Source organism: Shewanella decolorationis, from assembly GCF_004354305.1.
Taxonomy (GTDB): domain Bacteria; phylum Pseudomonadota; class Gammaproteobacteria; order Enterobacterales; family Shewanellaceae; genus Shewanella; species Shewanella decolorationis.
In genome coordinates this window covers 1,092,250-1,106,574 of record NZ_CP037898.1, presented here as the reverse complement: position 1 = coordinate 1,106,574, position 14,325 = coordinate 1,092,250, and the positions used below count along the sequence as shown (strand labels likewise).

General features: G+C 39.5%; 12 protein-coding genes and 1 pseudogene. 1 reads left to right on the top strand and 12 read right to left on the bottom strand.

The genetic code is table 11. From position 1 onward, the window contains the following. Positions 1–56: 56 nt before the first annotated feature. Positions 57–1,670, top strand: a complete 1,614-nt coding sequence (gene nadB / locus EYR25_RS04865) for an L-aspartate oxidase (RefSeq protein WP_086903302.1) — start codon at positions 57–59, stop codon at positions 1,668–1,670. Between the two features lie 90 nt (positions 1,671–1,760). Here nadB and EYR25_RS04860 read toward each other — a convergent pair whose 3' ends face one another. The 12 genes and pseudogenes from EYR25_RS04860 to EYR25_RS04805 all read right to left on the bottom strand — a co-directional run bounded on the left by EYR25_RS04860 (position 1,761) and on the right by EYR25_RS04805 (position 14,265). Further along, positions 1,761–2,201, bottom strand: a complete 441-nt coding sequence (locus EYR25_RS04860; protein WP_133178703.1) for a protein YgfX — start codon at positions 2,199–2,201, stop codon at positions 1,761–1,763. Continuing rightward, positions 2,182–2,430, bottom strand: coding sequence for an FAD assembly factor SdhE (locus EYR25_RS04855; protein WP_133178702.1), 249 nt, complete (start codon positions 2,428–2,430; stop codon positions 2,182–2,184). The genes EYR25_RS04860 and EYR25_RS04855 overlap by 20 nt, the downstream gene beginning before the upstream one ends. An 82-nt stretch (positions 2,431–2,512) precedes the next feature. Further along, on the bottom strand, positions 2,513–3,421 hold the full coding sequence (gene nhaR / locus EYR25_RS04850) for a transcriptional activator NhaR (RefSeq protein WP_023266793.1): 909 nt from the start codon (positions 3,419–3,421) through the stop codon (positions 2,513–2,515). Between the two features lie 95 nt (positions 3,422–3,516). Then, on the bottom strand, positions 3,517–3,903 hold the full coding sequence (locus tag EYR25_RS04845) for a hypothetical protein (protein WP_023266792.1): 387 nt from the start codon (positions 3,901–3,903) through the stop codon (positions 3,517–3,519). A 2-nt stretch (positions 3,904–3,905) separates the two neighbouring features. Further along, positions 3,906–5,075 (bottom strand): Na+/H+ antiporter NhaA, encoded by a 1,170-nt coding sequence (gene nhaA / locus EYR25_RS04840; protein ID WP_133178701.1) that lies wholly within the window; start codon positions 5,073–5,075, stop codon positions 3,906–3,908. A 117-nt stretch (positions 5,076–5,192) separates the two neighbouring features. Next, a pseudogene (gene thyA / locus EYR25_RS04835) lies at positions 5,193–5,477 on the bottom strand (thymidylate synthase); the annotation flags it as partial. A gap of 256 nt (positions 5,478–5,733) precedes the next feature. Next, positions 5,734–7,245: a hypothetical protein gene (locus EYR25_RS04830; RefSeq protein ID WP_133178700.1), complete on the bottom strand. Its 1,512-nt coding sequence runs from the start codon at positions 7,243–7,245 to the stop codon at positions 5,734–5,736. 306 nt (positions 7,246–7,551) lie between these two features. Further along, positions 7,552–8,385: a thymidylate synthase gene (locus EYR25_RS04825; RefSeq protein ID WP_133178699.1), complete on the bottom strand. Its 834-nt coding sequence runs from the start codon at positions 8,383–8,385 to the stop codon at positions 7,552–7,554. Between the two features lie 81 nt (positions 8,386–8,466). Further along, the gene (locus tag EYR25_RS04820; RefSeq protein ID WP_133178698.1) at positions 8,467–8,937 is read right to left on the bottom strand and encodes a hypothetical protein; all 471 of its coding nucleotides are present in this window, start codon (positions 8,935–8,937) and stop codon (positions 8,467–8,469) included. Further along, complete coding sequence (locus EYR25_RS04815) at positions 8,934–10,991, bottom strand: site-specific integrase (protein WP_133178697.1); 2,058 nt, start codon at positions 10,989–10,991, stop codon at positions 8,934–8,936. The genes EYR25_RS04820 and EYR25_RS04815 overlap by 4 nt, the downstream gene beginning before the upstream one ends. Then, a complete protein-coding gene (locus EYR25_RS04810) occupies positions 10,991–13,054 on the bottom strand; it encodes a site-specific integrase (RefSeq protein ID WP_133178696.1) in 2,064 nt (687 codons plus the stop codon). Before EYR25_RS04810 ends, EYR25_RS04815 begins: the two co-directional genes overlap by 1 nt. Next, positions 13,051–14,265, bottom strand: coding sequence for a tyrosine-type recombinase/integrase (locus tag EYR25_RS04805; protein ID WP_133178695.1), 1,215 nt, complete (start codon positions 14,263–14,265; stop codon positions 13,051–13,053). Before EYR25_RS04805 ends, EYR25_RS04810 begins: the two co-directional genes overlap by 4 nt. Positions 14,266–14,325 lie beyond the last annotated feature (60 nt).

Sequence of the window (14,325 nt, the reverse complement as noted above, 5' to 3'; positions counted from 1 at the left end):
ATAATCGGTGAGTTGGTTTACCATAGATGGCACTCTCAGTCATAGCATGATACCCGATGAAACAAGTAGTTGAACACCAATCTGACATATTAGTCATAGGTAGCGGTGCCGCAGGTCTGACACTAGCTTTGCATCTTGCTGAAAAAGCAAACGTAATTCTGCTCTCAAAAGGCCCACTCTCGGAAGGGTCAACATACTACGCCCAAGGCGGTATCGCCTCAGTATTCGATGAAAGTGACACCATCGAATCCCATGTGGCCGATACGTTAGTGGCTGGTGCCGGTTTGTGCGATAAGGAAGTGGTAACTTTTACCGCTGAAAACGCCAAAAGCGCTATGCAATGGTTAATTGAATGTGGCGTGGCATTTGATAAAGAAGAAACCGCTGGCGATAATGCCAAAGACGCACCTTATCATTTGACCCGCGAAGGCGGCCACAGCCATAGACGCATTCTTCATGCCGCCGATGCGACGGGCAAAGAAGTGCAAACCACACTGCAAGAACGAGCCCTCGCCCACCCCAATATTCAAGTTTTAGAACGTTACAACGCCATCGACCTCATCACCACCCGTAAATTAAATCGCCCTGGCAATCGCGTGTTAGGCGCCTATGTGTGGAACCGTAATGCCGAGCAGGTTGAAACCATTAAGGCAAAATTTGTCGCATTAGCCACGGGCGGTAGCTCTAAGGTCTACCAATACACCTCAAACCCCGATGTGGCGAGTGGTGATGGCATTGCCATGGCGTGGCGTGCAGGTTGCCGCGTAGCCAACATGGAATTTAATCAATTCCATCCAACTTGTCTTTACCATGCCGATGCGCGTAACTTCCTACTGACAGAAGCGCTGCGCGGTGAAGGGGCTTATTTACGTCGCCCCGATGGCAGCCGTTTTATGCCTGACTTTGACGAGCGCGCAGAACTCGCGCCCCGCGACATCGTTGCCCGCGCCATCGACTATGAGATGAAACGTCTCGGTGCCGATTGTGTCTACTTAGACATCAGCCATAAAGACAGCGACTTTATCATCAAGCATTTCCCAACGATCTATAGTCGCTGCTTGGAACTGGGTATTGATATCACTAAGGATGCCATTCCTGTGGTGCCTGCCGCCCACTATACCTGTGGTGGGGTAATGACGGACTTGCACGGTCAAACCGACCTCAACGGCCTCTATGCCATCGGCGAAGTCGCCTATACTGGCTTACATGGTGCGAACCGTTTGGCGAGTAACTCACTGCTCGAATGTTTGGTATTTGCCCGCGCTGCGTCGCAGGATATTGAGAGCCAAATGCACAAAATTCCATTACCTGGGCAAATTCCGGCGTGGGACGAGAGTAAAGTTTCCAACTCCGATGAAGAAGTGGTGATTGCCCACAACTGGCACGAACTGCGCCTCTTTATGTGGGACTATGTGGGGATCGTCCGCTCAGATAAACGCTTGGAGCGTGCATTGCGCCGCTGCTTGATGTTACAGCAGGAAATCCAAGAGTATTACAGCAACTTTAGGGTCAGCAATAACCTGCTGGAACTGCGTAACTTAGTGCAAGTGGCGGAGCTGATTATCCGCTGCGCTATGGATCGTAAAGAGAGCCGTGGTCTGCACTATAATATCGACCACCCAGAGAAAGTTGACTCTCCACAACCAACGATTCTGCAACCTGAAAAATAACCGCGTTGCTTAAGGGACACTTTTAACGGGCTAAATCGACTCAGATTTAGCCCGTTTTATTTAGGCTGAAGGAAGCATTTTAGATATAAATTACAAGGACTCGCGTTGGCTCGTCGTCTGAGTTTTAACTTTAAGTAATAGCCGGCATAAATGGCGGTAATCAGTATCGCTAAACATATCGGCCCACAGGGGCAACAGATGCAACTTATCTGCGGACTGATAGTACATTAAGCAGACAAAGGGCGTTACCCAAGTTTTCGGGAGCACATGAAACGCCTCTCCCGTCGAGAGCCAGCCTTCCCCCTTTCCATTAAGCTCAAAACGGCAATGCCAAGTTCTCAGTCGCCATAACTGATAGCCCAAGAATCCGAGGATTAAAACGGCGAACACCAACTTAAGCATAAGCCAAAATACGACGTCCGTTTCAGGCCAGATAAGTAAAGAGGTACTGCAGACACAAACAAAAACGACCAACGAGAGTCGCTGGTCGCTAGAGGCTTTTACGCTAAAACTATGGCGCCGCTCTGCCACGGACTTGCACTACCATGCGGGCAAGCTCTGTATCGGGACAGGCTTCATGACCCATAAACCAAGCAAATAATTCAGGGTCTTCACACTCGAGTAAACGAATAAACAGGGCCTTGTCGTCATCCGACAAATCCTGATAAACATTTTCGACGAAAGGCTGGAACAAGACGTCCAATTCGAGCATTCCGCGGCGACATGCCCAGCGGACCCGTGCAATGTTCATTAACTCCAAGTTAATTCTCCCAAAACAAATTTAGCCCTAGTTTACCAGTTCACGCAGCAGAGTGTCGATGCAAGCCGTATTGAAACTCGGTTTAGCACCGCTGAACTTGGCTGTCTAATCCGGCAAATAAATCACTGAAATCCGTCTCTAATAAACGTTTCACCGCTGGATGTTGGATCATCCGCTCGGCAAACATCACATGGTATTCTTCCTTCACATCTAAAGTTTCGCCAAGCAAATGCATGCCGTGGGAAATCACTTCTTGCGGATAGACCGACGGCGTGACGAAGATCCCGCGTTTCAGGTAGCCAAAGGCCTTCATCATCGCCGCATCATCAAACTCACCTAAGATGCTGACCTTAAGATTTTGCTCATCAAACCAACGGTATAATTGTTGCCCAAGCGATGTTCTTCGGCCTGGGATCAGCAATTGTCCTTGCTCTAAACAAGCGGGAAAATCGGCACTATAGGTTTCGGCGGAGAAAAAGCTTACGCCACACTCACCCAGTTTTTTCGATAAAATCTCAGGGTATTTCAATGACTCACCCGCACAGTCCGAGAGGATCATATCCAGTTTATGCTCGCGTAAACGAGTCATTAAACTTTCGTGGGTCGCTTCATAACAAGCAAGGTGCATGGAGCCGTCATTCGGCACAACAGAAAGTAGTACGCGACTCGCCAAGGCCTTAGACAAGGCATCGGCAATACCGACTTCAAATAAAAGGGCATCATCTTTTTGATAGTTGAGTAAATCGAGCATCTCATAACTGAGGGAAAACATCTTATCGGCATAGCGAAATACCAGCTCACCGAGTTCTGTCGCCTCTAAATTACGTCCAACACGTTTGAATAGACTGCCGTTAAGACGATCTTCGAGGGCACGAATTTGCCCCGTGATGGTTTGGGGCGTCAGACAAAGGGCTTCGGCCGCCTTAGCCACAGAGCCCTTCTTTTTGATCATCCAGAAATAATAAAGATGGTTGTAATTAAGATGCAGCATCGCCAGTGAGCTTCCTCTAATGGATACCGCAGCCTCAAGGGCTGCGGCATGTCGGATCGCAGTGACTCAGCTTAACAAATGATGAGTCGATCGCGCTATTTTAAACGCTGACAATCCAATAAGTTAACAACTATTCCCTGCAACTGTTCTAAATCGGCTGCCGTCCCAGTGCTAACCGCTTCCGTTACGCCGGAGACTAAACTGTCTCTATCCGGAATACGGTTGGCGCAATACATACGATTCGCCTCTTGGAAACGTTTACCGCCGCGGTACTTAAGCGCCCTAGACTCATAGCCATTGGTTTCAAGCCGCGCGCCTAATGCCTCAGATTTAAACATTAACGCGCCATCGACTATGCCCTCAAGGTAGCTTTGACAGGTTTGTGATGCGACATCCTTGTTACAGGCATCAATCTGCGAAGCCATTGCGCTTGAAGAAAGTGTTAACAGTGCTGCCATTCCTACTAATTTCATATTTATCATAGTTATACTCCTTTTTTAGGTAACACTTTTGATAACCAGAAATACCCGATCAAGGCCGCCAGAATTGAGCCTATCAAGGTGCCAAGGCGCGCTAAGTCGCCATAAATAGGGTCTGCTTGCTCAAATGCCAGCGAAGCAATAAACATCGACATCGTAAAACCAATACCACACATTGCCGCCACAGGCGCAATCTGCTTCCAACCGATCCCATCCGGTAATTTTGCCAACTTCAGTTTGACGGCCACATAACTAAACAACATCACACCAATCGGCTTGCCTAGCATGAGCCCCAATGCAATCCCAACGGGTACAGGGGAAATTAGGGTATCTAGACTCATATTACCTATGGCCACCCCCGCATTGGCAAAGGCAAAGACAGGCAGGATAAGGAAAGTGCTCCAAGGGTGCAGGCTATGCTCTAAATGCTCAGAGGGTGAACTACCATCCTTTGCCCGCAGTGGGATACAGAAGGCAATAATCACCCCAGCCAAAGTAGCGTGGACGCCTGACTTCAATACCGCGACCCACAGGACGAGTCCCAACACGCCATAGGGTGCTAATGCAGTCACGCCTTTACGGTTTAAGGCCACTAAACCGACAATCGCAATACTGGCAATAATTAAGCTAATGGTTGAGAGATCGCTGCTGTAGAAGAGCGCAATAATCACAATCACGCCTAAGTCATCAATGATGGCAAGCGCCAACAGGAAGACCTTCAATGCCACTGGCACGCGGCTACCCAACAAAGCCATGATGCCGAGTGCAAACGCAATATCGGTGGCCGCAGGAATGGCCCAGCCCGCTTGGGTCACAGGATCGCCGTAGTTAAATAGCAGATAGATGCCAGCCGGCACTAACATACCACCAATCGCGGCGAAGGTTGGCAGTGAAGCCTGGGCCACACTGGATAAGGCGCCTTCTAACAGTTCACGCTTCACCTCTAAGCCAATTAGTAAGAAAAACAATGCCATCAGGCCATCGTTAATCCACAGCAACAGTGGCTTATGCAGATCGAGCGCGCCGACACGCACTTGTACTTCAGTACCGAGAAAACCTTGATAGAGTCCCGCTAGAGGAGAATTGGCCATCAGCATGGCTAAGACAACTGCAACCAATAACAGGATGCCGCCAGCCGATTCCTGGCTCAGAAAATTTCTAATTGCTTTTTCCATCTTGCACTCCAAAAAATCATAATTGACTGAGTGTAGACGAAGAAAAAAAACAAGTATAATCGATAGTTTCGACAAAACACCTCGGTAATTCCGAGGTGTTAGTCGATTAATTCGCCATTAGACGGCGACAGGGGCTTTGATATGCGGGTGTGGATCGTAGTGAGTTAGCTCGAAATCTTCGAATTGATAATCGAAAATAGAAGCAGGTTTTCGCAGGATAGTCATGGTGGGTAACGGTCTTGGCTCGCGGCTTAGCTGCAACGCCGTTTGTTCCATATGGTTGGAGTACAAGTGGGTATCGCCACCCGTCCACACAAAGTCACCCAAAGCTAAATCACATTGCTGTGCCACCATCATGGTCAGCAGCGCATAACTGGCGATGTTGAAAGGTAAGCCTAGGGCATTTATCAGACAAAATTTTTGCACAACCAGACATTTATCAAGCATTTGAAAGCAATGGTTACGTACTGTGCATAAAAAATGCACACACCATATTGTTAAATAAGCAGTTAAACTATCTATAGCACCGACCATTTTCGACTAACCAAAAATGCCACTTCGTAACGTTCCAAGCAAGTTAAAATGCCACTCTGCGGATTTAGTTAAACTCTGGTTTCCTTGAAGATATTTGTGCAGATTTGCATTGTTTAAACTTCGACTACAGGATATCTTCAATCTTTCTAATATTCTTGTATAATGGACTTAAGTCATTCACTTCAAACTTCAATCTACGTCTACGAAAAACAAGTCCTGTTGGGCGAAGGCGTTTATCAAACCAGTAGTAAATATCTTTTGAACGCTGTACAGATGAACGTTCATCATTGGGTAAATCCAAAAGAGCACTAAACCAATCATTTTCAGCTATGGAAGATGTGGTTATATCATTGTGCTTACAGATAAAATACAAGTAAACCAATGCCTTCCATACATATTCACAAGTATTCCAATGAGGTTTAAATACAGAATATCTGCCTGATATTGTTGGTGAGGGCACACCAATTTTATGACACAACATATTTATGCGTTGCTGATCACTTATATTCTGAAATACTTCAATATAGTTGTTTTTGTTACTTATAATAAAGTTTAACTCTCGCTGCGCCCTTCTCTTTAATTCAATTGTCCACTTATCTATTGATTTTGCTTCACAAAAAAACATATAATCATTAAAATCATCTTTTATTATTTCAGAAATAACATAAGGGCGTTTAATATCAAGAGTATAATAATCTGCCTTTTTACCAATTATAAACACAATATCAAACCAACTTTTTTCATTAATTTGAATCTTAGCTGCTAAATAATCATCATGCTTACTAGGGTATTGAATCTCGGATATGTCTGTTATTTTAAATTCTTGACGAAGTGGATAAGAAATACTTTTACCAGTAATATCAATACTACGCTCGACATGACGCAAATCGGTTAATTTCAATTTACTAAGTATGCCGTTAAGATCTTGCTCTCTAAACCATTTTATAAAGTCGCTATAAGACCTTGAGTTACATTGATTCACAATACTATCAAGCTCATTTTTTGTCGCTGATATCAAACTTTTTTGTTTAGTATTATTTAGCCATCGTCTAGGTGCATTTACGAGAACCTGTGAGACTAATTCCTCTCTAGAAATATCCAGTCGCAAATCACTTAGGTCTAGCTCGACCGCCATCATCCCTTGGGTTTTAAAAATTTTAATTGATTTATCATCTTTCTTATGAGTTCGATAAATTTCCACAGCATACTGTTCATTAGTATCAACATCGATACAAAGGACATCTGTGATTAAATCACCTAAACGAACCTCTTGCTGCGCTTTGTAATTACTTAGGTACTTTTTCCCATAATTCCACTCCAAAGAATGAATTTCATCTAGGTCACAAAGAGATTCAACGACTCCTTTCATTTCTGGTAGATAAAATCTATCACCATTATTTGCAGCATCCTCTATGATCTTCTTAGCTAGTACATGAATAATACTTTCACCAACACAATTACAATCAACTTGATGAGAAAAGTGTGCTGTTACTTTTTGTACTTTATTTTTAGCGCATAACGCACCTCCACATTGGATACAATAACACAAACAGTCATTTCCATTAGGAACCTCAGATACATGCTTGAACTGTCCAACAGAGTTAATACCCCATGCAAACTTAACACTATCAACCATGATAACCTCTGAATTAAAAGTTTCCCACACGAATTTTACTGATAACGTTAGTATTGGACTTGGAGTATTTATATACTCCATTACTTATTGATAAGCCAAAGTATAATCCTCCAGCAAATTTTATTGACCAACCTTTAAATTGTGTAGAGAATGGATTCTGCCTTTGATGCATTAATATTACTGAACAGTCCTCAATAGACCATTTTAAAAGCTCAAAGTCAGTCATGCTCTCGACCCAACTTTCAAAATTCAGGACATTTAACTCTGATTTCTGTTGTCCGTTGAGCATGACATTTGCCTCTAATTTTAAATCGCTACTGGAGCTTTAATGTTTGGATGTGCATCATATCCAACAATTTCAAAATCTTCGAACTTATAATCAAAGATTGAATCTGGCTTGCGATTAATCTTCAATGTTGGAAGCGGTCTTGCATCACGAGATAGCTGTTCTTCAACCTGTGCTTCGTGATTGCTATAAATATGGCTATCACCAGTAGTTACAATAATTTCATGCGGAATTAAATCACATTGCTGGGCTAACATATGGGTCAATAGCGCAAGGGACGAGATATTATATGGCAAACCCAAAAAACTGTCCGAACTGCGAATATATAACTGTGCAGATAATTTACCATCAGCAACATAGAACTGATACAGCAAGTGGCATGGAGGCAAAGCCATCTTTCCATTTTTAACATTCTGTTGAGGAGAAACAGTTTCATCTGGAAGATATTCTACATTCCATCCGTGAAATAGAATTCTACGAGAGTCTGGATTGTTTTTAAGTTGATTTACAACGTATTCTATTTGATTAATTGAACCACCATCCTTTGTAGGCCAATTAGTCCACTGTGCGCCATACAACGGTCCTAAATCACCATCTTCAGTTGCCCACTCATCCCAAATCGAAACACCATTTTCTTTTAACCATTTGGTGTTTGTATCACCGTTTAGAAACCAAATTAATTCATTTGCAATACTTTTGAAATGCAATTTCTTAGTAGTCAGCAATGGGAATCCGTCTTGCAAATTATGACGAATTTGACGACCAAAAACAGATTTCGTACCAGTTTTAGTTCTATCATTTTTTACATGACCATTCTCCTGAATATCTTTTAGTAAATCTAAATAACTTTTCATTTAACGTATACTCCTTAGTTTATTAATAATACTGTTTTTCATTTTAGCACTAATTAGATAAGATTGAAATATCCTACAGTTCTATTTTTCAGCTAACAGTTTAATTTGTTCTTTTAAATCTTTGACATTATTAATTTCTTCCTTATATGCATTTTCATAATAATCTCTTGAGCTAGATATTCTATCTAATTTTATAAGCAACTGTGCATTTTGCTTTTCCAGATCTTTTGCCATATTGAACCAATATATTAATTCATTTTTTGCATTATCCAAAATATCCTCCAAAGACGTTACTTTTGATTTTTCTTTTGCAACATCTGAAACAATATTTTTATTTCTCTCAATTTTAATTCTGTCCAGCTCTTCTATAGGCCATTTCCGATTCCTCAAGCTGTTTCGATGCATACCAGATAGATCAGACAAAACCTTTACAGTAGGTTTTAACGTGTAATCATCTCGAATTCTCTGTAATGCTTTTTGTATTTCAACCGTATTTTTATCATGTCGTTCCTGGTTGACTGCATCAAAGTGATTGTTTTTATTATTTTTCATGCTGAAAGTGGTTCTCCTAATAATTTAAGCACCGCTTCTGCTTCATTCATAGCTTCACGAATCTGGTTATGATTATCTTCGTAATCTGGGTTTGAAAGATTAGCTTTGTTGGTTAGATACACCTCACGCCATTTGGCTGCGTGAGCCTTTGTTACAATGGCATTGCTGCACCGTACAGGGTTGCATCTCAATGTACCAATACAAGGCAAGCTACTATCAAAATCCTCACGCTCACCACCATAACAAAAGCCAGTACCTACATTGACGATGCCAATTCCCTGATCAAGCATTGCGTCATAGACATTTTCCTTTGTGTAACCATCAGCAGCATAACCTTCAAAAACTCGTTGTAGTTTAGCTTTATGCTCTTTACCTTGAACACCAGCATAATTACCATCAGGATTCATTAATGAAACTATAGCTTCTCTCTCTGCCCTCTTTCTCAAAGAGATGTTTTGATTCCCTCGTTCCCCTTTCATCAGCATATCACCAATACCACCATATCCCAACGTAACCTTGCTTGTCTTAGATACTGATGTATATCTCTCTATACCATCAACAAAATGCTTTAATTGGTGAGAAATTACAGCTAAACCAACATCAGCTTTAAATAATTGATAGGCCAATGTATGTCTGGTCATATATTGGTTAAATGAAAATCCTGCAAGTTCTTCCTCGGTAAATAATTTGGATATCAGGCTGTCCATTTGATTCTTAAAACCAGAAGCCATACTTTGAGCTTCGTTGTTGTAGGCAACAGTATCCATATTTGAATATAAAAAAGGATTGTTTTTAATGACAGATATATAAGACGCAGCTTTGATTGCGTCCACAACAATTGGTATAGCAACCCATAAATCATCAAACAGTGACAACTCGTTTAATTCTTTTTTACGAACCGTACTTCTAATTACCGTAAAACCATTTATATCAACATCAAGACATTTTTCATCTTGAACTATTATCTCTGCTAGTTCTGAAGGACGCATACCCGTATATTGTGCAACTATGTATGTGCAGCAATAATAAACTTCATTAATGTACCTTTTTAATTGCTCCAATTCACATCCAATATTATTTCGAAGCAATTTTCTTAGTGTTCTTTCATGAAGTAATTGATTTGAATTAAATGCGTAATCAGGTAAATCTTGACATTTAAGCTCAACTTCTTCTTTGGGAAAACCCTTAGAGAGCAACCTTATAGCTTTATATATTTCTAGTTGCGCCTTATCTAAGCCTAACCATTTCGATTTGACTACTTGGAATTTTTTAGAATAGGTATCTTTTACATCTAATCCAATAATATCCAAAAATTCGACAACCATTCGAGTGGAGTGCAAAGATAAACGCTCAAATATAAAATCTGGCAATACTTGCTTAACAGCTTCCTTTCCATTAGCTCTAACATTTCGCCATTTTAATTTTTTTAAATCGGCACTAATTGATTTTGACAAAATCGATTGTTTTACATAAATAGTAGATATGTCATTAAGCATTTTTTCAATGCCATGTGAGAATACATTTTGGTATGTTTCAGCGGCTTTCTTAAAATCCGACTCAGATATTTCTGACAAGCTTCGTGTTTGGGTTTGAATATACTCATCGCCATATTCTACACTAATGGATTTGAATAGGTAATCTATAAATAGCAGAGATTCTTTATAATCACCAAAAATAGTATTCACTTTAAGTTTCTTACTGCTTGGCCTTATAGTCGTGGGTATAGTAAGCAAAGTGTATATAATACATTTTAATTCAAACAATACATACTCAGGTATAGAATCGTATTTTTCAAATTCCATTCTAAGTTTTGCTCCAACGATAGAACGTGCAACCTTACCCTTTAGTTCTTCGTTAAAGTCCCAAACTGGGTCAGAGAATTTAGAAGTTGAAGATATTTTCAAATTACAAATAGAGTCATATGTCTCTAATATAGTTTGGTCAAAACCTATCTGTTTACTTATAGTATTATTAGATTTCAACACAAACAGCATTAGTAAATTTTTATGCTCAGCTACTTGCGAAATTAATTTGTTTTCTTGAAAAAAGCTCATTACATCATCCCTAATGATTCTGAAACATCAATATATGTACTAGCTTGCTTTGCAATCTCTAACTCTGACTTATCAAATTCTGAATTATCCTCATCAAGAATTGAGTTTAAAACCGATAAATTTTCTTCGACAACATTGGAATATGGAGTATTTTTTATCGAATCATTAGTGAGCATTTTAAGAAAGTCTCTTTGCATAGCAAATAATTCAGGTAAATGAGATTTTGTAATAATGACATTGCTACACGAAAGGCACTTATTAAATTGACCACATGGCGAACCTTCTATGTAATCTATTGAACGTACATTATTAGGTGGATTCAAAATGTTCTTACATCCACCTAATGATGTTTTGAAAATAATTCCGTTATCATCAATCTCATCGTTTTTAACTTCTACTTCAGGAGTATCATTTTCTTCCAAAGAGGATAAATGTATTTGCTTTAAAGCTTCATTAAGCTTAGTTCTAGCAGTTACATTGAAATCAAGACGATCTAAATACTTCATTGTTACTTCAATTGAAGCATGTCCTAACAGCAATTGAATATCACGAATGCTTGCATCAAATTCGAGCAATTCTGATACTAATGTAGAACGCAATTGAGTAACTTCAAATGTAAAACCATCAATATATTTATTTTGAAAAGCTTTACATGCAACTGTTGACCTATGTGAGTTCAGTTGAAATATCTTACCTAATGAGTTTTGACCATCAGATTCGTATATAAACAATTTATTTTTGATATTTTCTGGAGCATTCTGCCTGATATTCTTAGTAAGTTCCAAAACTTTGTTATAAACTTCACTAACAGCCTTTGATTGCTTAACGGACAACCATTGTAAGTTGGCTTTAAAGATATCTAAATGAAGCTCTTTATCCCCTGTTGACCTGTCTTTCCAATATCGCAAACATGGTTTATTTGTAAGGTGATGATTCCTCTCAAAGTCGTCAATTTCAAGTTCAACAACAACTTCTTTGTTCAAACCTACTTCACGCATTAATTTCAGTAAGTAGGGAAAGATTTTTGAAGAACCTTTTAATTCAAACGTTTCTGAAATTGCAGTTTCTATAGCATCATCGAGTTTTTGTCTATACTCTCTTTTAATGGGAGTATATGCATCTGTTACTCTATCGTCTTGCTTTAGTGCTGGTGCAGGATGATACCCATCAAATCCCAAACCTTTAACTTGTTTAAGTTTGGTCAATGTGTTTCTTACGGAACTTAATGTAGTTGCTTTTGATGCATAATCGGATGCGTATAGAAAACTTCTAAAATGAAGAAGTGTATATTCACTAAGAACATCGTTCCATTTAACAAGGCTATCAAAGCCCTCGTTTTTGATAAAGTTAATGAAAAAATTGCAGGCTTGTTTAAAGTTATTCTTGCCTGACTCTGATTTAATATCACGAGCCTTCCAACTAAATGCTTGCTCAATTTGAAGATAATGGTTTTCTTCCGTTGGCTCTATAAAATCATCTGTACTATTTATAGGATTTTCACCAAGATTATACCATCGTTCTTTCTCTGCTGTAGCTCTAGATTGAAAATCAGAATCTCTAGCAGCAGTACGATCTTTAACATTCAAATAAGAATCATTAAATAAACCAAGCTCTCTTAGTTCAGAGTCAATATCAGAGATTAAGTTTACTACGCACTTATAACGCATTCCACCTTTAGCTTCAGGAACATTCTTAAATAATGACCCAGTGAGTTTAAGTTTATTACCGTGAACAGGTAAAGCTAATTTTTCTTTTGTAGTTAACGAATTCCACCAAATTAAAATTTTTCTTCGAATATTTGCTCCACCATCAGTTTCATTCTCCAATGCTACTCCTTCTGATAATAGCATGTTATTTATTGGAACAACGATAGTTTCATAACGTTTCGGTATATTGTTAAAAAAGCCTATTTCGTTCATGCCAAATTTTCTAGCAAAATAACTTAAATTTAATCGACCTTGATATAGTTCGAGATCCCAAAGTTTTTGAGGATGTTCCTTTAAATATTTTACATACTCTAACATTTTAATTTCAATGGAATCATAATCATAATTTGCTTTCATTTTTTATCTCCCAGTTTAATCCTTAACTGGGTTTTATCAGTAAGAGATTTCATCAACTCGCTCCTTGTCGATATAGTTCCATCTTCTAAACAAATGTATTCATCTAAAGCTTCAAAAGGAATTTGGCTATATCGTTCAGTAGTTTTGATATGGTTGTGACCTAGCCACTTTTGAAGCATAACAAGCCGATCTAAATAGCTATTTCCCATGTCCTCAGAGCGAAGAACAGAATATGCAAAACCGTGTCTCAATTTATGTGCGCTTTTGCCAATTCCAGATGATAAAGCAAGTCGCTCAATCATTTTACCAAGTGAAACTTCTGTCCATTGATCGCCATTTGAGTTTAAGAATGCAGGTTTTTCATTCGTAAATTTTCTAGCTTTTGCTTTATATAATGGTGATGAGTGATACTTTCGTATACGCTCTAATGTTGATTTTGAAACTAGCGTATATCGCTCTTTATATTCACGAGTACGACTTTTTGAACCTTTAACAAATACTGGTGCATATTCTTTCGGAACTCTGATTATTGAGCCATCTACAAAAACTTCTTTACGAGTGCTTTCATAAGCTTCATCAATTTCTTGTTTAGAAACTCTGCCAACTTCAGATACACGTAGCCCAGAATCATACATAAATTGAATAATTAATCTTTCTCTTTCGTAATTAGACGATTCAATAAGTTTATTAACTTCTTCGAGATTGTAAGCAATAATTTGCTTAGAGTGGGCAGCAGGAGACATTAGTCCGTCTTCATAAGGATTATCTATTCGATAAGCTTCAAACGTCCCTCGCTCAATACACAGAAAATCATTGAAAAACGACATCAATGTTGCGTCACGGTTTCGAATAGTCTTTCCTGACAACCCAACTTCATCTCGTAGATGGTTTAAATACGCTTGTATGTCAGTTTTAGTAACGTGCAATACAGCTTCATCAAGCTTGTCATGAGCGTATTGTGGAAGAGATTTGATGTAAGTAATGAAGTTTATGAGATTAGTTGAATAGGTCTTAACAGTTGGCTTTGAATGCGTTCCATTTTTGAGATTGTAAGACAAAAAATCAGAAATTATAGGAAAAAGCCGAAATTTTTCGTCAAGAACGACTGAACCAGTAGCCTCAACAATCCCTGTCAACGGCTTCCGCAGGTCTTCGTTTAGCAAAGACTTACTTAAATCAATGGTTTGTTGTTTGATTGTCGCTCTGTACATTTTGCAGCCTCCAAGGATTCGAAATCCATAGTAGTGCAGAATGTGCAGTTGTCAACTGTC